Origin of the sequence: Brachybacterium tyrofermentans, from assembly GCF_014897585.1 — a bacterium.
GTDB classification, from domain to species: Bacteria; Actinomycetota; Actinomycetes; order Actinomycetales; family Dermabacteraceae; genus Brachybacterium; species Brachybacterium tyrofermentans.
This window is the reverse complement of sequence record NZ_JABUXW010000019.1, coordinates 31,549-50,227: the sequence shown is the minus strand read 5'-3', so window position 1 is coordinate 50,227 and position 18,679 is coordinate 31,549. Positions and strand designations below refer to the sequence as shown.

Below are 18,679 nucleotides of genomic sequence, written 5' to 3'. Positions count from 1 at the left end.
GAGAACAACGGATGAACGACATGATCAGCACCCTCGCACGCAAGTTCAAGGTCGAGGTTCTGCCCGGCGCGGACGACCCGACCGCCGACTCGTGGCTCCCCATCCGGGGCGTGCAGGAGTTCACCCCCGGCAAGGACGACAACCTCGAGGACGACTCCGACTACGACAGCGACGGCTGGACCTCGCAGACCCGCACCGGGCAGTCGTGGTCCCTCTCGGTCAAGGTCGCTCGAAAGCAGTCCGGCGCTGCGGGCGAGCTTGAGTACGACCCCGGCCAGGAGATCGTGCGTGCCGCCTCGGACCAGTTCGGGATCGACGGCACCGTCCACGTTCGCTGGTACAACCGCAACGGCGGCGACGAGGCGTACCAGGGCCGAGCAATGGCCGGGTTCGCGGATGACGGCGGCAGCACCACTGCTCTGTCGACCGCGACGCTCACGCTGACCGGCAACGGTGCCCGCGAGCGCATCGACAACCCGGTGGAGGCAGCGCCGGGGGAATGACGGACCGCTACCGGTCCAGCTACTGATCCGGTAGCGGCTGCAGCTGCGGCGGGGGCGTACAGCGTCCCCGCCGTAGCTGTCTCACGCACTCACACACTGACTGGAAGGAATGGCCCGCGCCATGACCGACAAGAACGACATGCAGGACTACGACGACTTCGCTGCAGAGGACGAGACGCTGCAGCTGCCCTACCGGGGCAAGATCTACGAGATCCAGCCGCTCGACGCGATGACTGGTCTCCGCGTGCAGCGGCTCATCTCTGCTGCAGAGCGCGCATCGCGAGGCGCTGACGATCCCAGCGCTGACGATCAGATCGTCTCCGACGCGGAAGAGATGGACCTGTACCCCGACGTCCTCGGAGAGCAGTACCAGGAGCTGCTGGACGACGGCGTTTCGTACATCAGGCTCAAGCTCGCGGCGACGGCGGCGATGCTCTGGACCGTGTACGACGAGGACACGGCGATGGACTACTGGGCTGCGGGGGGAAAAGCACAGGCCCGCAACCGGGAGCAGCGACGGGCAAAGACGACCCGTACGGGCGGGGCGAGTACGACGAAGCGACCGGGCTCTGGGAATGGTACGAGTACCCGAGCGAAGACGAGCGGCGGCGGGCGCAAGGCGGCGGGCTGAGCTGGCACCAGCTGCTCAAGCACTGGGTACTGATCGAGGCCGACATGCACAGCGTGTACGGCCTCGATCTGTCGTCCGGCATCCTCTGGCATCGCAACTGGCGGTGGCTGTCCGTCCGCATCCTGCAACTACTGACAGACACCGGGACGCGGCTGCACCGCGCTATCTACCCGGAGAACCGAAAGGGGTAACAGCGTGGCGCTTGACATTGGCGAGCTGACCGGCTACCTGAACCTGGACCCGTCCAAGTTCCAGCAGGGTGTGGGCGAAGCGCTCGGCGCTCTCAAGGGCAAGGACTGGAAGGTCGCGGGCGCAGCTGCAGGTGCGACAGCTGCAGCTGCGCTCGCGGTCGGGTTCAAGGGCGCAGTGGACATGCAGGCCGCGAACAAAAAGGTCGCGGCGCAGCTGAACCTCACCTCGAAGGAAGCCGAGAAGGCGGGCAAGGCCGCAGGCGATCTGTACGCCGGGAACATCGGCAAGTCGATGGAGGACACCAACGACATTATCGCGTCGGTGATCGGCAACATCGACGGGATGCGGGACGCCTCGCAAGAGGATCTTGAGCAGATGTCCACGTACGCCTATCACTTTTCGGACACGATGGGCGTCTCCGTCTCGGACGCCACGAAGACGGTCGGGACGCTGCTCCGTGAGGGCATGGTCGAGGACGCCAACGCCGGGTTCGACGTCATGGCTCGCGCCGCCACCGAGGCTGGCCCGGACATGGTCAACCCCGTCCTGGACGCCACGAAGAAGTTCGGTCCCCGCTTCGCGGAGATGGGCCTGAACGGCGAGCAGACGATGGGGATTCTCGCGGCTGCGTCGAAGAACGGCGAGAAGGGGATCGACGCTGCGGGCCGGTCCGTGCGCCGCATGGGCGACCGCGTGACGGACCTTAACAACTCCGGCGCGCAGGACACGCTGACGGATCTCGGTCTGTCAGGGCAGGATCTGGCGAACCAGATGCTCGAAGGTGGCGAGGGCGCGCAGGAGGCGACGCAGACGATCACCGAGGCGCTGCTGTCCGTGGAGGACCCGGCAGAGCAGGCCGCTATGGCGGGCAAGCTGTTCGGCCAGGATCTGCGGAACTTGGGCAAGGAAAATCTGCCGGAGTTTCTGGAAGCGCTCGGCGGTGCCGGTGCCGGTCTGGAAGACGTTGACGGCGCAATGGCTGGCATGTCGGAGACGGCGAACGACACGCTCTCGGACGCTCTGGAAACGTTCGGACGCTCGGTGCAGATCGAGCTGGTGGACATGCTCACCGATGCTGTGGACTGGCTGCGGGATGCGTCCGGTGGCCTTGACAACCTCGTGAAGTATGTCAAGCCTGCAGTGCTCGCTCTGGGCGGGTTCGCTGCCGTGATCGGCGCGGTCAACCTCGGCATGAAGGCATACGCCGCGTGGCAGGCGGTCACGAAGGCGGCGACGGCTGTGTCGACTGCAGCGCAGTGGGCGTGGAACAGCGCTCTGCTGGCGAGCCCGATTACGTGGATCGTCGCGGGGATCGCAGCGGTCGTCGCGGGCCTCGTTCTGTTCTTCACCAAGACCGAGGCCGGGCAGGCGATCTGGGAGAAGGTCTGGGGCGCGATCAAGTCGGCAGCAGCAGCTGTCTGGGGCTGGGTCGAGGGCACCCTGTGGCCGGGAATGCTCGCCGCCTGGGACGCGATCAGCGCGGGCGCGGTGTGGCTGTACGAGAACGGGATCAAGCCCGCCTGGGACGGGATACAGACCGCGATCAGCGCGACCGTGGACTGGGTGACCGGGACTGCGTGGCCTGCTCTGCAGACCGCCTGGGACGCGGTCGCCGGGGCCGTGATGTGGCTCTGGCAGTCGGTGTTCCAGCCCGCCTGGGAGGGCATCAAGCTCGCGGTCGCCATTGTCGTGACCGCGATCCAGCTGTACATCGACCTCATCGTCTGGAACTTCGAGAACGTGCTGGCCCCGGCTGCGATGTGGCTCTGGCACAACGTCATGCAGCCGGTCTGGGACGGCATCAAGTCGGCTATCGGCGCAGTCGTGGACTGGTTCAAGAACACGGCCTGGCCGCTGCTGTCCTCGGTGATCGATTGGATCGGTGCCGCGTTCGTCAAGATGCGGGACGGGATCGGCGCGGCCTGGTCCTTCGTCCGTGACCGCGTGATCCAGCCCGTCGTGTCCTGGTTCAAGGGCACGGTGTGGCCGCTGATCGACAAGGTCATCGGGTGGATCGGGCAGAGCTTCGAGGGCTGGAAGCTGCTGCTGCAGGCCGTCTGGAAGTTCGTCCGTAACTCCGTGATCCAGCCCGTCGTTGACTGGTTCCAGAACACCGCGTGGCCGACGTTCCGCAAGGTGATCGGGTTCATCGGTGACAAGTTCGAGTCGTTCAAGCGCGGTCTGGACAAGGTCTGGTCGTTCATCCGTAAGAACGTGATCCAGCCGGTCGCGGACTGGTTCGAGAAGACCATCGAGCCGAAGCTGTCCCGCGTCACGGAGCGGATCAGCGATGCGTTCGACACGATGAAGGCCGGGATCCAGACCGCGTGGGACGCGGTGAAGGACGCAGCTCGCGCACCGGTCCGGTTCGTGGTCGAGGACGTGTACAACGACACGCTGCGATCCACGTTCAACGGCGTCGCGGACAAGCTGAACCTGAAAAGCAAGTGGCGTCTGCCCGCAGCATCGGTCGGCTTCGCCACCGGTGGCATCATGCCCGGCTACACACCGGGCCGGGACGTGCACGAGTTCGTGTCTCCCACCGGTGGGCGGCTGTCGCTGTCCGGTGGTGAGCCGATCCTTCGACCGGAGGCGGGCCGAGCTCTCGGATCTGACTGGGTGCATGGCATCAACGCTGCAGCGCGTGGCGGCGGCGTCTCCGGCGTGCAGTCGTTCCTCGGTGCCGGGCACCAGGAGTTCGCCGGTGGCGGCATCTGGGGCAGCATCAAGGGTGCCGCAGGCGATGCCTGGGGCTGGGCGAAAGACAAGGCCTCGACCATCGCGGAGGCGGTCGCGGATCCTGCCGGGATCATCTCGAAGCTGGCAGGCAAGGCGACCGACCTGATCCCCGGCTCCGGCATGGTCCGTGAGATGACCGTGCAGGCGGGCAAGAACGCAGGCTCGGCAATCGGTGAGTGGATGTCTGGCAAGACGGCACCGGCAGCTCCGGCTGCGGGCAACGTCGGCACTGGCGGCTCGCTCACGTGGGCCGCGAACCTGGCACGGCAGTACGGGCTGACGATGACCTCGGGCTACCGGCCCGGCGCTCGCACCGCGTCCGGCGTCCCGTCGATGCACGGCCTGAACCGTGCTCGAGACTTCTCGAACAGCTCGGGTCCGACCTCGGAAATGATGGCGTTCGCTCGGGCGGTCCTGCAGGGATCACACCCGACGGAGCTGCTGTACTCGCCGCTCGGTGCCGCGAACATGCACCGCAGCGGGCGGCAGTACGCGAACACCGGTGCGACGAAGCGGATGCACTACAACCACGTGCACGTCGCGTATAAGCGCGGCGGGATCCTCGACGCGCTCGACGGCAACGTGAGCGGGTACGAGAAGGGCACCACGTCCGCGTCTCCCGGCTGGCACATGGTCGGTGAGGCCGGTCCCGAGATGGTCCGGTTCAACGGTGGCGAGCAGGTCCGCACGACGGAGAACACGGCTCGCGCTCTCGGCGCTGGCATGACCGATGACGAAATGGAGCGGTTCGCGCAGATCGTCGCTGAACAGGTCCGGTCCGGTTCCCGAGAGGGGGTCGAGGCGGGGCTGTCCGGCAGCGCGTCTCGCACCCGCACGAAGGCAAGGATGGGAGTCCTGTAATGGCAACCTCATGGTCGAAGGACACCAGCATCGGCTCGTACGGGTCGAAGATGCGGGTGCGGGTGAACGTTGTCCGGCAGTCTCTGTCGGGGAACTACACGCGGGTCAAGGTCCGCATCTATGCGTACAACGGCGGCAGGAACAGCCCGACGTACAACCAGGGTGACGGTGCCTCGGTCGCAGTGTCTGGCGATGCCTCGCACAGCGACCAGGTGAACTTCCGCATCGGGCCTCGGTCCTGGGGGACCCTCGCGGACTGGGAGTTCAACGTCCCGCACGATGCGGATGGGCGCAAGTCGTTCCGCATCACCGGGAAGCTGTCGGACACCGGCACGTCGGCGCTCGGCAATGGTGGCTCGATCACCATTACCGGGTCGCTGGCTCCGCTGTACCTGACGCCGAAGGCTCCGTCGTGGGGCGCGACTTCGTACCGGTCGGCGGACACCGTGAAGGTGTCGTGGAACAGGCGTTCCTCGGCGCGTGGCCGGTACGACAAGCTGCGGGTGCAGCGGTGGGCGCGGAGCACTGGCAAGTGGTACCACCGGGCGCTGCTGTCCGGGTCCGCGACGAGCTACACGGACACGTCGCTGTCAAGCAACGACGAGCACCAGTGGCGGGTCCGCGCTGAGGGGCCGGGCGGCACCTCGGACTGGGTCTCTGGCGGCACGCTGGGCACGATGCCCTCGTATCCCACGAACGTGCACGCGGTCAAGGATGGGCAGTCGGTCAGGATCGGCTGGACGGACAAGGCCGCTGGCACGAACCGGACGCGAACGTTCATCATCGCGGACAACCCGGACGGCGCGGGCTGGGTCGATGTGGGCACCATCGGTGGCTCGGCGCAGTCGTGGACTCACACGGACGCTGACCCCTCGGTGACGCACCAGTACAAGGTCGCCACGCAGATCAGATCCCAGATCACGCTCACGTCGAACTACTCGGCGCACTCGAACGTGGTGCAGCTGCAGGCGGCTCCGAAGCAACCCGCACGGCTGGGGCCGTCGGACAGCGGCACCTGGGAAATCGGGGACACTCTCGCGCTGCAGTGGGAGCACCTGGCGGTCGATACCACGGCCCAGACCAGTGCTGAGGTCTGGTGGAGGATCGAGGGCGGGGACTGGAACACGACCGTCATCTCTGGGGCGCAGGACAGCTTCGAGGTGACGCCGAATCCTGCCGGGGCGCGGGCCAGGCTTGAGTGGCGGGTTCGCACGAAGGGCGCGCACCCCGACTGGTCGCCGTGGTCCTCTACGAACGGGCCGCTGCTGTCCACGCGCCCCCTGGTGCTGCTGCAGGCCCCGGTGCACCAGGAGCCGCTGGAAACCTCGCGGCTGCTCGCGGACTGGACGTACGAGCCGGGCGGGCCGGAGTCGCAGCTGCAGCAGTCGGAGTGGGTCGCCACCCTGTCGCTGCACGGCACCGGCACGGCGGTGGAGAACCAGGCGGGTTCCACGGCGAGCAGCGCGGAGCTGCAGACGCGGCTGGCGAACCAGACCGAGTACGTGCTGCAGCTGTCGGTGCGGAACGGTGACGGGCTGTGGTCCGAGCCGGATCAGTCGGTGTTCACCACGGACTTCCCGCTCCCGGCGATAGTCGAGGCGTTCCCGGTCTGGGACCAGGCCTCGGGCGCGGTCAACATCGGCTTCGGAGAGTCGCAGGAGCTGCGGGCGTCGTACCAGTGGACGGGCGCGCCGGGGGAGTCCACGTCGCAGATGATCCTCGCGGATGTGCCGGGGAACCTGCTGGACCCTGAACCGACTACCGCAGAGTGGTCCGGGTCGGGCGGGGCCGTCCTGTCGGACCAGCCTCGCGGGACCCGGTTCCCCTGGCTCGCCGGGATCACCGAGACGGTGCTGCAGGTGGACTACGCGGGCAGCGGCAGCAAGTACGTGTCGCCAGGGTCCGCGAACCGGCCCGTCGCGGTGCCGGGGAAGTGGTACGGGCTGGCGGCAACGATGGACATCGCGCCGGGCGTGAAAGCGAACCTCCGGCTGCAGTTCACGAGCGGCGACACCCGCGCCTCGTCCGACAAGACCCTCCCGCCCGGCGGCGGCGTCGTGTCCTGCTACGGGCAGGCCGTGGAGGGCGACGGTTACGTGTGGCCGGTGTTCCGGCCCAGCAACCCGGAGGAGTCGTTCACGGTCGCAGGAGTCCTGCTGGTCGAGGCCGACACGGAGGATGAGGTGAAGGCGGCGCTGGGCCGCTACCTCCCGACCGAGGTCCACGCCACGAACCATGTTGACCACCCCGACATGGGGCGCGGAAACCCGTTCACGAGCGCGAAGAGCGTGGCGGTGACGGCAGAGGCCGACGGGCCGGACGGGCTGCAGGGCCTCGTCACCGCCGACGGCGGCGGCACCGGGTACATCGGTGCGCCGAGGTTCTATCTGGTGCCGGGTTCGTGGCTCGCCCTCGCCGCCGATATTGGGTGGGACGACGGGATCACCTACGTGCGGGTCCAGACACAGTTCTATGACACGGACGGGGAGTACATCAGCGCGCCGCAGACGTACTGGGACCGCGCCGAGCACCCCGAGGCGGTCACCCGCGTTTCTACGGTGACGGAGGTCCCCGAGGGCACTCGCGAGACCAGGGTCTATCTGTGGCTCTACTCGGACACGGACCGGAGCGCGCTGGACGCTGGCGCGCAGGTGTGGATCGATCACGTATCGGTCACCACGGCACCGACGGAGGACGCCGCGACCGTACTGGCGGGCGACTACTTCGACGGCAGCACGCCCGGTGTCACGGACGTGGACGCTATCGACGTGGAGCGGCGACAGCCCGACGGGTCGTGGCTCCGCATCGCGTCCGGCATCGGCACCAGCTCCACGATCACGGACCGCACTCCCCACATCGGGGACGTGGAATACCGGGCCGTCTCCCGCACCGTCCTCCCGACGGAGCAGGAGGGTCCTGCAGCCACCGCGTCGTGGGTGCATGACCGAGACCCGGTGTTCGTCAACGGCAGCGCGGGCATGGACCAGCTGTGCCTCGCACGCGGAAACGAGGCGACGGACGAGCACGGCGTCGATCAGGCGCTGCACCGGTTCGCTGGGCAGAGCAAGCCGACGGCGTTCTTCGGCCCCGGCCAGGAGTACACGACGAGCTTCACCGGGCGGATCCTCCCGCACTACTACCTGCCCACCAGCTCCCGAGCTGACTGGGTGGCGCTGCTGCGGCAGCGGTCGCTGGTGTGTTTCCGCGACTGCACCGGCAGGAAGGTGTTCGGGGTCCTCTCCGTGGACTTCGCGCAGACCGGGAACGTGGAGACGGTCAACATCGGTGTGCAGGAAGCGGACTACGTCGAGGGCGCGGCCCGCGTGTCCGACGTGGAGCTTGAACAGCGGCAGGGGGAGTGATGTTCCGAGTACGGCACACGTACGACCTGCTGGACCGCTCCGGCGCGAACCTGGGCACGCTGCGGGGAGTCCTCACCGGCTCCGGCAGCGTGTCCCGGTCCGCCGCCGCATCGGTCAAGGCCTCGGCCTCCGTGACGATTGTGGACACTGGGCAGGTCGAGGACTGGACGCAGGTCCGCATCCGGCCCGTCGTGGACGTGAACGGCACCGAGTGGCCGCTGGGCGTGTTCCTCCCGGATGTGCCCGAGGTGACCTACGGGCAGCAGCAGCAGCTGGACGTGTCGCTGCTGGATAAGACGACGATTCTGCAGGGCGATGCGTTCGGGCGCAGCTACGGCATCGAGAAGGGATCGAACGTCACCCAGGCGATCCGCGAAATCATCGAGACGACGGGGGAGCTGGCAACCGGCATTGACGACGAGGGCGAGCAGCTGCTCACCTCCGTGGAGTCGGAGCCGGACGATTCGAAGCTGCAGGTCGTGAACCAGCTGCTCGACGCGGCGGGGTACTTCTCGCTGCACACGGACGGGCACGGCAACTTCCAGGCCGATCCGTACATCAAGCCTGCACGGCGTCCGGTGAGCGTGGAGTTCGTGGACGGCGTCAATGCGTCGCTGACGGGGCTGTACCTGCCCGAGTTCGCGGTGACCCGTGATATCGGGGCGGTGCCGAACCGGGTGCGGGCTGTCTCCCAGTCGGAGGAAGATCTGCCGGCGCTCGTCGCGGAGGCGCGCAACGAGGCTGGCAACGAGTTCTCGTTCGAGCACCTGGGGCACTGGCGGACCCAGGTGGAGACGGACGTGCAGACGACCTCGCAGGCCGCGCTGCAGGCCTATGCGGAGCGGCGGCTGATCGAGCTGTCCTCTCCGCAGGAGACGGTCAAGATCGAGCATCCGCCGTATCAGCTCACCGTGAACGATGTGGTGAGTTTCGAGTCTCGGGAGCATGGCGTCTCTGGCCTGTACACGGTGCAGAACCAGGACTGGACGCTCGCGTTCGACGGCATGGTGCAGAGCAAGCTGCGGAAGGTGGTGGACCTGTGAGCATGGATGCGCTGATCGGTGAGGTGCTGCAGCAGGTGCGGGGCATCGCCCGCGATGTGCTGCAGCGTGAGGGTGTCCGGCTGCGGACAGCGACGGTCACGCAGACCGACCCGGTGCGGATCACGTACGACGGGGAGGACGACGCCTCGGTGGTCCCGCCCCGGCGAGCTGCAGTCGTCGCTCTCGGTGATCGGGTGGTGGTGGCGAAGTCTCGCGGTCAGGCAACGATCCTGGGCGTCCTCGGCGGCGGCTCCCAGCCGGGCGGCGGGGCGCACAGTCCCCGCGAGGGCGGCATCGACGGCGACGGGCAGAGCGACGAGTCCGAGGCCTGGGAATCGTTTCTCGCAGGTCTCCCCGAGGGCGCGGTCGTGCAGTGCCCCGAGGGGGATCAGTACCGGCTGGACGCGCCCGTTAGGGTGCAGCAGCCCGTCATCATCCGGGGCGGTGAGTGGCTGGTGGCTGACGACCAGTACGGGCTGCACATCACGTCCGGGGGAGTGACGGTCGAGGACGCGACCCTCACCGGCTCCGGGAACGGGCAGAACACGGACCAGCGGCTGATCTACGCGCTCGGCACCGACTCGGCGCTGCTCGATGAGGTGACGATCCGGCGCTGCACCCTCACGGGCGGGCTCTACTCGGCGATCTGGCTGGAATGGGTGCGCAACTTCGAGGTCACCGACTGTGTGATCGAGGACGTCGTGTACGCGGCAGTCATGGTCGCGTCAGCGAAGGGTGGCACGGCCAGCCGGAACCGCATTGCGCGGATCACCCAGGGCACCCTGCCGCAGTGCTACGGCATCGCGGTCACGGACCGGACGAACAACAACGCGGGCCGCTCCGAGGACGTGCTGGTCGATAGCAACATCGTCACCGACGTCGAGTGGGAAGCGCTGGACACTCACTCGGGGCGGCGCATCCACTTCACGAGCAATGTCGTGAACCGCTGCGGCTCCGGCATCTCGGTCCTGTCCGGCAACTCGTCGCGGCGGATCCCGGTCGAGGACTGCGTGGTCACCGGCAACACGATCAGCTTCGTGCAGTCCAACCCGCAGGACCAGGGCGCGATCAAGTTCCACGGCGCGCAGGATGACAACCGTGCCCCGGCGTCCGGCACCATCACCGGCAACACCGTGCGCGGCTACGACAACCCCCTGCACGTCTGGAACGTGGACCGTGAGCAGTTCGGCTGCTCGGGGAACAGCCACCCCGAGGTGTCGTGGACCGACCTCCCGCTGCGGTCGCCGGGCTGGCAGGACGGCCCCGATGTCCTGCAGTACATGGTGGACGGCAACGCGATCCACCTCCGCGGGGCTCCGAACAAAGACGGTAACGCCACCACGGGCAGCACAAACACGGTCGGCACCCTGCCGGAGGACTACCGGCCCACCGACGACCGTTACCTGAGCTACACATGGGCGTCGAGCGGGGACAATACGGGCCTGTACCGGTTCCGGGCATCCGGCGAGCTGCAGCTGCTGTTCGAGTCCAACCCAGGCAGCGGCGGCGGGTACTTCCCGATCAGCGCCTCCGTGTCCCTGACCTGACCCCACCCCCACCGGCTCAGAACCGGGCCAGCACGGCACGAACACACACCCAACGGGGGAAGCCCCCGCTGGGCCTATCAACGCGCCCAGAACGGGCAGAAACGAGGCATGGCATGTCCCTGCTGACACTCTCTCGGGGTGACGCTCGACTGCGAGATCTCCCCCGCTCCTGGTCCAACCAGGGCCGACACGAGCAGCTGCAGCGCGAAGCTGCAGAATCGCTCTCTCATCTCGTCGCGCTCGCGGTCGCGAAGTCCGGCAGCAACTTCCAGCTGTACGACGCGCTGCGCCCGATCGAAGAGCAGATCGAGATGCTGCAGCGGAACTACCGTCGCGTGTCGCGTGCCAGGTACAAGGACGACGACCGCAGCTGGGACGGGTCCACCTGGGAGCGGCGCGCTGGTCGCCCGCCCACGGCCTCGCCGCGCTGGTCCAAGCATGGGTCGGGCCTCGCGGTGGACATTCACCCCGGCCCGATCCAGGACGTGTTCCGGCGTGAGGGACGCGCCTGGGGCTGGTCCTGGGACGAGGGGCAGAAGCTGGGCGAAGCCTGGCACTTCGTGTTCGTCGGCGGGAATCGTTACGCCTCCCGTGGCTGGCTCGATCACGCCTGGGTGCAGGAGGTTGTCGGCGCGGAGGTCGATGGGAAGATCGGCGTCGGCACCGTGAAGCTGATCAAGGCGTGGCAGACCGAGCACGGCCTCGAGGCAGACGGGATCGTTGGCCCTGGCACGAAGGCGGCGATGCAGGGAAAAGGTGAGGCCGTCGTCGTGACCCCGCCGTCGGCGGCGAAGCCTGCCGGTGACGCACTCGGTGTCGCGGTCGATGGAGTCTTCCCGTGGGCTGACGCCACCACCCAGGCGTTCGACGCGAAGCACCCGGGCCAGGAGTACAAGGGCGGCGCACCGAAGGGGCTGCTGCACTCCACGGAGACTGGCACGTGGCCGGGCTACGGCGGCGGGTCCTCCGCCCCGCACATGACGGTGCGGTTTGACCTCGCGGGGAAGAGCATCGAGGCCCGGCAGCACTTCCGCATCGACCGGCCCTCCCGCGCCCTCGCCAACAAGCCGGGCGGGGTGGAGACCAACAACTGGTCCGTGTTCCAGATCGAGGTGATCGGGTCGTGCGACCGGGCGTTTGCCTCGAAGCACGGTTACCCGTTCCTGCCGGATCTGCTGCAGCAGGCCTGGGCGCGTGACGCGCTCGCGGCTGTCGTCGCGTCCGTGTCCGCGTCTCTGGACATCCCGCTCGCCTCCACCGTGTCCTGGGTGGCCTACCCCGGCTCGTACGGGGAGCAGGCGACACAGCGACTGTCCGGCGACGACTGGACCAGCTACAGCGGGTGGCTGGGTCACCAGCACGTCCCCGAGAACGACCACGGCGACCCCGGCGATCTGCCGGTGGCCGCGATCCTCACTGCGGCGCGTGGCGGTGCCCCGGCGCAGATCATCACGCCGCCCAGCAGCGCTCCTGCAGGGCTCCCCTCTGGAAAGGACGCCCTCGTGGCCCTCATCGCAGCTCCCGACTTCCCTTTGCTCCGCACTCCCGGAGCTGTCTGCTACTACGGCCCCGCCGACGGGCCTATCGAGTCCGTGTCCGGCAAGAGTCCGAACAGCCTGCACCCTGGCGAGATCGTGGACGACGGCGCGGAAGGCCTGCGGACCTGGCAGGCGCAGATGGTCGAGCGTGGCTACAGCCTCGACGTGGACGGGCGGTACGGCGACGAGTCTGCTGCTGCAGCTGAGAACCTGCAGCGCCTCGCGGGCATCACCCAGGACCAGCAGATCGGGCCGGACACCTGGTACGCAGCGTGGCTGCTGCCGGTGAAGTGATGCGGACGGACCCGTACCCGGTTCCGCCCTCCCGCACCTGGTCGCTCGTGATGCTGCTCGCCTACGCGGCGATGGCACTCGCGGGCGGTCTCGTGCTGCTGCTGCTGATCATCCTGCCGCAGCCGGTCGAGGGCGTCCTCGTCCTCGGCCTCTGGGGCGGTCTCACCTTCCCGGCTGCGCTCGCGTGCATGTACGGCGTGCTGCGGGGCCGGTACCGGTTCGAGTGGATGGGCACCTGGTTCCTCGTGATGGGCACGAGCGTCTACCTGGTGCAGACGTTCCTCGGGCTGCTCGGCACCGGAGCCCTGCTGTCCTCTCTGCCCACTGTCCTCGTGTTCGCGTACGCGATTGGGCTCACCCTCGGCAGGGCAGTGCAGCTGTCCCTGATCGACCTGCAGGCCCGGAAGCGGGTGCTGATCGAGCGTGCAGTGCAGGAGGTGGCTCGCAGTGAGTGATACCGCAGCTGTCCTCGTCGCGCTGCTCGGCACCATCGGCACCATCGGCGCTGGCGCGTTCACTGCGGTGGTCCAGATGCGGAAGTCTCGCAGAGCTGGCGTGAAGGAAAAGCATGTGCAGGAGGCGGCAACGCAGGCTGACCCGCTGGTCGGCTTCGACCGGCTGACGGAGCACCTGGCGTCCGAGGTCTCCCGGCTGCAGGACGCGGAGTCGTCGCAGAAGCTCCGCGCCGAGAAGCTTGGCCGTGAGGTCGAGACCGAGCGCACCCTCCGCTGGAAGGCAATCCAGCTGGCCCGCCTGCTGTATGCGTGGATCGCGCAGCAGCTGCCGGGTTCTGACCCCCCGTCGGTGCCGGGCGAGCTGGCACCGTACCTGACCATCCCACGGAAGGATCCGAACGAATGAACGAGGCTGTCTCTACTCTGTCCGAGCTGTCGCCCCTGGCGGCGGTGGTGCTTATCGCGGGCGTGCTCGCGTCCGTGTTCACGCAGCTGGTGAAGCAGCCGTGGTGGCCGCAGGGCCGGACGCAGCTGGTCGCTGTCGCGGCCTCCGTCGTCCTCGGTGTCGTGGCCTACGTCGTCTCTGGCGTGGCCGTCGGCGTGCCGGACTCGGCGGTCGCTGCGGTGTCCTCCGGTGTCCTGTTCATCGCGGGTGTGGCTGTCATGTCGCGTGCCGTGTACGCGGTGATGGGGCACGCGCTCCCGTCTCGTGAGGGTGCCACCCACCGCCGCAGCTGACCTGCTGGCGCACAGATCCCCCCTCTCGGCCTACGGGCCGGGAGGGGGGTTTTCTGCGTTCACTGCAGGTGCATCGGGACCTGCTGCTCGGTGGGGAGGATCTGGCCGCTGCGGAGTCCTCGGAGTCCGGCGCGGCGCTGGCGGTCGTGGCGGATGATCTGCCATGCGGCCCAGGTGTCGTCCTCGTGGTCTCCGGCGAGGCGCATGGGCCGGGAGTCGGTGCCTGCTGCAGCGTAGGCGAGCTGGGCGCAGCGGGTGGCGTAGTCCCCGAGGCGGGCGGCGCGCTGGTCGTCGGCGCGGGTGAAGTGCCGGGTCTGGGCTGCGATGGTGCGGGCGGCGTCGCGGGCTGCGCGGGCGCGGCGGGCGTAGGCGGTGGCGGTGTTCATGGGCGGGATCCTCTCAGGTGGGGTGGCGGGGACCGGCTGGCCCCCGCCGTGGGGGTGATCAGGCGTAGTACGCGAGGTTGTGGGCGGCGGTGCCGTGGTACTCGGGGTTGTGCTCGAACGCGATCAGGTCCGCCTCGATCAGCTGGGCAATCTCGCCGTCGTGCAGCAGGGGGATGACTGCCTGGAAGGCGTGGAAGGCATCGTCGGGGTCGGCGTACGCGGTGTAGTCCACGAGGTCGCCGCCGTCGGTGATGATGCGGAGGTCCGAGGTGCCGGTGTCCTCGGCGGTGGTCAGGCTGTCCTGCGTGATGCTGGCGGTCATGGCTGGTCTCCCTCGTTGCTGTTGCTGTACTGGGTCAGACACTACAGCGTCCATTGCAGTGCAGCAACACCCGAGGGGAGCTATGTGCTCAAATAGTGGTCAACACGCGAGAAACGCCCCCCACCGCAGTGCATAACTGCTGGTGAGGGGCGTTTCCGTAAGTGCGCCCGGAGGGATTCGAACCCCCAACCTTCTGATCCGTAGTCAGATGCTCTATCCGTTGAGCTACGGGCGCTTGTCAGTTGAACTGACCTGGTCAACAATAGTTGACCGCTCCGATCCGCGCCAATCCTGGAGTCATGACGCTCCTCACACGACTCCAGGATCGGCGGTTGGACCTGGGATCACCAGCCCGGATTCTGCGGGGGCTGGTTCCCTCCCTGCGGGTTCTCAGAGTCCGGGCGCTGCTGGTTCCACGGCTGGTCCTGATCGCTCGGCGGAGCGGCCGGCGGTGATGCCTGGCCCCACTGCTGGCCGTCCTGGGGTGCGGCGGCCGGCGGTGATGCCTGGCCCCACTGCTGGCCGTCCTGGGGTGCTGCGGGAGGCGGTGATGCCTGGCCCCACTGCTGGCCGTCCTGGGGTGCTGCGGGAGGAGGCGACGCCTGGCCCCACTGCTGCCCGTTCTGAGGCGTGGCGGGAGGGGTGTTGCCTGAGGGCATCGAGGCCGCGCCGGCAGCAGCGCCGCCGAAGGCCGCCGGGACGCCTGTGCCCGAAGCGCCGTTCGAGGTCTTCTTACGGCGTGCGCGGATCACGAAGAAGATGATCGCTGCGAGCACGAGCAGCAGCAGGAATCCGAGCACCACCACGATGATGATCACGATGAGCCACGGGAATCCGCCCGACTCCGCCGTGATGTCCACGCCGCTGTAGAAATCGACGATGTCCGTGTACGTGACGGTGTTGCCGTCGATCGTGCCGCCCTGGGACTCGAGGACCTTGCCCGGGAAGGTGAAGGTCATCTTGAAATCGAAATCGGAGACGTCCGCGCCGTAGATGGACGCGAACATGTCGAGATCCTCCTGCGTGAGCGCCTCGGAACCCATGTCCATGGTCAGGTGGTATTCGCCATCGGACTCCGCGAGCTCCATGCCGTCACCGAATTCGGAACGTTCCATGGGGCCGGAGAAGCGGCAGCCCCAGAGGCCGTCCTCCTCATAGGACTCGATCGACACCGTGCCGATGGGCTCGTCCGATTCGATGTCGTCGCACATGGCCTGCGCGTTGTCGAACTCGCTCTCGACGAAGGAGGGCTTGAACCCCATGTCGAAGGAGACCTGCATGGAGTCGACGTCCTTGACCTCGAACTCCGCGTGCATCTTTCCGCAGCCCGCGAGGAGCAGCACGAACGGTAGGACGAGCAGGGCGTAGAGCCGTCGCCGAGCTGAGATGGTTTTCATGGTTCCCCCGTCGCGTGATGCTGGAATCGTCAGCACTGCGCGCTGATAGCGCGCTGTATCAGATTCAGGATACCTGGACAGAATCCTCTGCGCGGTGGGGAGGACTCCCCACCGCGGCATCAACCGGAGAACTGCAGCGTGGAAGGACTACTTCCAGAACATGAGCATGCCGCCGCCGACCAGCATCACGCCGAAGCCGGCCGCGAGGTTCCAGTCCCCGATGGGCAGGGGCAGGGTGCCGCCGGAGAGGTAGAAGGTGACGAGGTATGCCAGCCCCAGGAGGAGGAACGCGACGGCCGTCGGGGCCAGCCACGCAGGGTTCGGTGCCTCGGCGGCGACGCGACGTCGGCCCGTGCGCGCGGTCTCCGCGGCGGCGGCCTTCTTCGGCGAGGTGGAGCGGGTGGCGTCCTTCGCCTTCTCGCTGACCTCGCTGCCGGTGGTCGTCCCCGAGTCCGTGTCGGAGCCCTTCTCGGCGTTCTTGCGCGCAGACTTTCCGGACGCCTTGCGCGAGCCCTTGGCCGGCACCGGGTCCTTCGCGTCCTTCGCTGTCGCGTTCTTCGCTGTCGCGCGCGAGCGCTTCACGGGATCCTTGGCGGCGGCTCCACCGGTACCTGCGGGGGAGGCGTCCGGGGCAGCATCATCGGCGTCGGACCCTGCGCTCGCCGAATCCTTCGCGGTCGAGCCCTTCGTCGTCGAGTCCTTCGCAGCCGTGTCCGGGGCGGGATCCGCGGCGGTCGTGAGCTCGTCGAGATCGTCCGTCGCGGGCTCGACGGCTCCGGCCTTCGCTGCCGATGCCGCCCGTGCGGACGACGTCTTCTTGCTCCTGGCCATGAAAAGGTGCTCCCTCGGGACTGCCTGTCGCGCGGGCGTGCCGCACGGGTCCGCGGATGCGGACCTTGGCCTAGGGTAATGGGCGTGGACTGAGCGTGCGAAGCGAGGAGGGGCCATGGTTGCGGATACCGCTGCACCGTCGGGCTCCGAGGGGTCCTCGTCCAGCTCCTCGTCGGGCCGCCCTCCACGGCGAGCCCCCGGTCCCCGGCAGCGCGTCGGCCTCGCCCTGGTGATGATCCTGTGTGGCGTGCTGTTCGCGACCACCGCTCGGATCTCCGGCGGGAGCTCGATCCGTGATGAGAGCGGCGATGTCGTCGGCGTGCTCCACGAACGGGGCCGCACCATCGAGCAGCTCACGGACGAGGCGACGGAGAAGCGTGCCGAGGTCGAGGAGCTCTCCGCCGGGAGCGGCGACGCGATCACCCAGGAGCGCACCACCGTCGTCGCCGATGCCATCGGGCTCAGCGAGGTCAGCGGGCCGGCCCTGAAGATCACCCTGACCGACGCCTCCACCAGCACGCTCGGCTCGATCCCCGATGTCGAGCCGGATGATCTGGTGGTGCACCAGCAGGACATGGAGTCCTACATCAACGCGCTCTGGGCCGGGGGCGCCGAGGCGATGATGCTGCAGGACCAGCGGGTCGTCAACGGCAGCGCCTTCCGCTGCGCGGGCAACACCCTCCTGCTCGAGGGACGGGTCTACTCGCCGCCGTTCGTCATCACGGTGATCGGCCCGACCGATCAGATGCTGGCCGAGCTCGACACGACACCCGGGGTGCAGGTATACCGTGAATGGGTGGACTACGTGGGTCTCGGCGAACGTGTCGAGACCGTGGACGCCGCCACCCTCCCCGCCTTCGAAGGATCCCTGACCCTCGACATCGCGAAAGCTGGATGATGGCCAGACGCTCCACCCCCACGCATCGGCACGGACCTGGTCCTCTCGCCGCTGCCATCGGCATCGTCGGCGAGCTGCTGCTCACCCTCGGCGCCCTGCTCCTCCTCTTCCTGGTCTGGCAGCTGTGGTGGACCGACGTCGTCGCGGACCGGGAGCAGTCCGGCATCATCGCCGGTCTCCAGGACGACTGGGGGAGCGTCGACCAGGAGACGATCGCCCCTGCCCAGGACGGCCCGCCGCCGCGTCCCGACACCCTGGGGGAGAACCGGGTCTGGGGCACCATGCACGTGCCGACCTTCGACCGCGACACCTTCCCGCTCGCCGAAGGGGTGAGCCTCGAGGAGGTCCTCAACGTCAAGGGCGCCGGCCACTACCCGGACACGGCCCTCCCCGGCGAGGTCGGGAACTTCTCGGTCGCCGGGCACCGCAACACCTACGGCCGGGTCTTCGAGGACATCGCGAGCCTGCAGCCCGGCGATCCGATCGTCGTCGAGACGGCCGACGCCTTCTACGTGTACGAGGTGACCGAGTCGCTGATCGTGGACCCCTCCGCGGTGGAGGTCATCGCCCCGGCCCCGGGGGAGCCCGACGCGGAGCCGACCGAGCAGATGATGACGCTGACCGCCTGCCATCCGATGTACTCGGCCCGTGAGCGATACATCGTCCACGCGGAGTTCGCCTACTGGACCGATCGCGCCGACGGCATCCCCGAGGCCCTCGCCACCACGGAGGAGACCTGATGTACGCCTGGATGTTCCGTCATCTGCCCGGTCCGCTGTGGGCGCGGATACTGCTCACCGTGGTGCTGCTCGTGCTGATCGTCGTGGCGCTCTTCGGCTGGGTGTTCCCCGCGATCGCGCCCTATATGCCGTTCAACGACGGGCTGGTGGGAGCCGATACGGCCGGGACGGCCGACTAAGAGGTCGGTCGGGCCTGGAGCGG

General features: G+C 68.1%; 17 protein-coding genes and 1 tRNA gene. 13 read left to right on the top strand and 5 right to left on the bottom strand.

Annotation, left to right across the window (positions count from 1 at the left end):
- The first annotated feature begins 11 nt into the window (after positions 1-11).
- From INT49_RS14410 to INT49_RS14365, 10 genes are all read left to right on the top strand, one after another.
- Positions 12-503 (top strand): phage tail tube protein, encoded by a 492-nt coding sequence (locus INT49_RS14410; protein WP_193118441.1) that lies wholly within the window; start codon positions 12-14, stop codon positions 501-503.
- A 121-nt stretch (positions 504-624) separates the two neighbouring features.
- Positions 625-1,134, top strand: coding sequence for a DUF7426 family protein (locus tag INT49_RS14405; RefSeq protein ID WP_193118440.1), 510 nt, complete (start codon positions 625-627; stop codon positions 1,132-1,134).
- A 195-nt stretch (positions 1,135-1,329) separates the two neighbouring features.
- A complete protein-coding gene (locus tag INT49_RS14400; RefSeq protein WP_193118439.1) occupies positions 1,330-4,926 on the top strand; it encodes a phage tail tape measure protein in 3,597 nt (1,198 codons plus the stop codon).
- Entirely contained in the window at positions 4,926-8,288 is a 3,363-nt protein-coding gene (locus tag INT49_RS14395; protein ID WP_193118438.1) for a hypothetical protein, read from the top strand. The genes INT49_RS14400 and INT49_RS14395 overlap by 1 nt, the downstream gene beginning before the upstream one ends.
- 191 nt (positions 8,289-8,479) lie before the next feature.
- Positions 8,480-9,331: a hypothetical protein gene (locus tag INT49_RS14390; RefSeq protein ID WP_193118437.1), complete on the top strand. Its 852-nt coding sequence runs from the start codon at positions 8,480-8,482 to the stop codon at positions 9,329-9,331.
- Positions 9,332-9,333: 2 nt separating this feature from the next.
- The gene (locus INT49_RS14385; protein WP_226850618.1) at positions 9,334-10,878 is read left to right on the top strand and encodes a right-handed parallel beta-helix repeat-containing protein; all 1,545 of its coding nucleotides are present in this window, start codon (positions 9,334-9,336) and stop codon (positions 10,876-10,878) included.
- A gap of 113 nt (positions 10,879-10,991) precedes the next feature.
- Positions 10,992-12,710, top strand: coding sequence for a peptidoglycan-binding protein (locus tag INT49_RS14380; protein ID WP_193118435.1), 1,719 nt, complete (start codon positions 10,992-10,994; stop codon positions 12,708-12,710).
- Positions 12,710-13,165: a hypothetical protein gene (locus INT49_RS14375; protein WP_193118434.1), complete on the top strand. Its 456-nt coding sequence runs from the start codon at positions 12,710-12,712 to the stop codon at positions 13,163-13,165. Before INT49_RS14380 ends, INT49_RS14375 begins: the two co-directional genes overlap by 1 nt.
- Positions 13,158-13,571 carry a hypothetical protein gene (locus INT49_RS14370; protein WP_193118433.1) on the top strand — a complete coding sequence of 138 codons (414 nt, stop codon included), beginning with the start codon at positions 13,158-13,160 and terminating at the stop codon, positions 13,569-13,571. Before INT49_RS14375 ends, INT49_RS14370 begins: the two co-directional genes overlap by 8 nt.
- Positions 13,568-13,903 (top strand): hypothetical protein, encoded by a 336-nt coding sequence (locus INT49_RS14365; RefSeq protein ID WP_193118432.1) that lies wholly within the window; start codon positions 13,568-13,570, stop codon positions 13,901-13,903. Before INT49_RS14370 ends, INT49_RS14365 begins: the two co-directional genes overlap by 4 nt.
- Positions 13,904-13,962: 59 nt before the next feature.
- Here INT49_RS14365 and INT49_RS14360 read toward each other — a convergent pair whose 3' ends face one another.
- From INT49_RS14360 to INT49_RS14340, 5 genes are all read right to left on the bottom strand, one after another.
- Positions 13,963-14,289, bottom strand: coding sequence for a hypothetical protein (locus INT49_RS14360; RefSeq protein ID WP_193118431.1), 327 nt, complete (start codon positions 14,287-14,289; stop codon positions 13,963-13,965).
- A gap of 58 nt (positions 14,290-14,347) precedes the next feature.
- Positions 14,348-14,611, bottom strand: coding sequence for a hypothetical protein (locus INT49_RS14355; RefSeq protein ID WP_193118430.1), 264 nt, complete (start codon positions 14,609-14,611; stop codon positions 14,348-14,350).
- Between the two features lie 162 nt (positions 14,612-14,773).
- A tRNA-Arg gene (locus INT49_RS14350) sits at positions 14,774-14,846 on the bottom strand.
- Between the two features lie 109 nt (positions 14,847-14,955).
- Complete coding sequence (locus tag INT49_RS14345) at positions 14,956-16,008, bottom strand: LppM family (lipo)protein (RefSeq protein ID WP_193118429.1); 1,053 nt, start codon at positions 16,006-16,008, stop codon at positions 14,956-14,958.
- Between the two features lie 147 nt (positions 16,009-16,155).
- On the bottom strand, positions 16,156-16,839 hold the full coding sequence (locus INT49_RS14340) for a cell division protein CrgA (protein ID WP_193118428.1): 684 nt from the start codon (positions 16,837-16,839) through the stop codon (positions 16,156-16,158).
- 115 nt (positions 16,840-16,954) lie between these two features.
- Between INT49_RS14340 and INT49_RS14335 the strand changes: the two genes are divergently transcribed.
- The 3 genes from INT49_RS14335 to INT49_RS14325 are packed head-to-tail and all read left to right on the top strand — an operon-like array spanning position 16,955 to position 18,656.
- Complete coding sequence (locus INT49_RS14335) at positions 16,955-17,737, top strand: DUF881 domain-containing protein (protein ID WP_193118427.1); 783 nt, start codon at positions 16,955-16,957, stop codon at positions 17,735-17,737.
- Positions 17,734-18,477: a class E sortase gene (locus tag INT49_RS14330; protein ID WP_226850592.1), complete on the top strand. Its 744-nt coding sequence runs from the start codon at positions 17,734-17,736 to the stop codon at positions 18,475-18,477. Before INT49_RS14335 ends, INT49_RS14330 begins: the two co-directional genes overlap by 4 nt.
- Positions 18,477-18,656: a hypothetical protein gene (locus INT49_RS14325; RefSeq protein ID WP_193118426.1), complete on the top strand. Its 180-nt coding sequence runs from the start codon at positions 18,477-18,479 to the stop codon at positions 18,654-18,656. The genes INT49_RS14330 and INT49_RS14325 overlap by 1 nt, the downstream gene beginning before the upstream one ends.
- Positions 18,657-18,679 lie beyond the last annotated feature (23 nt).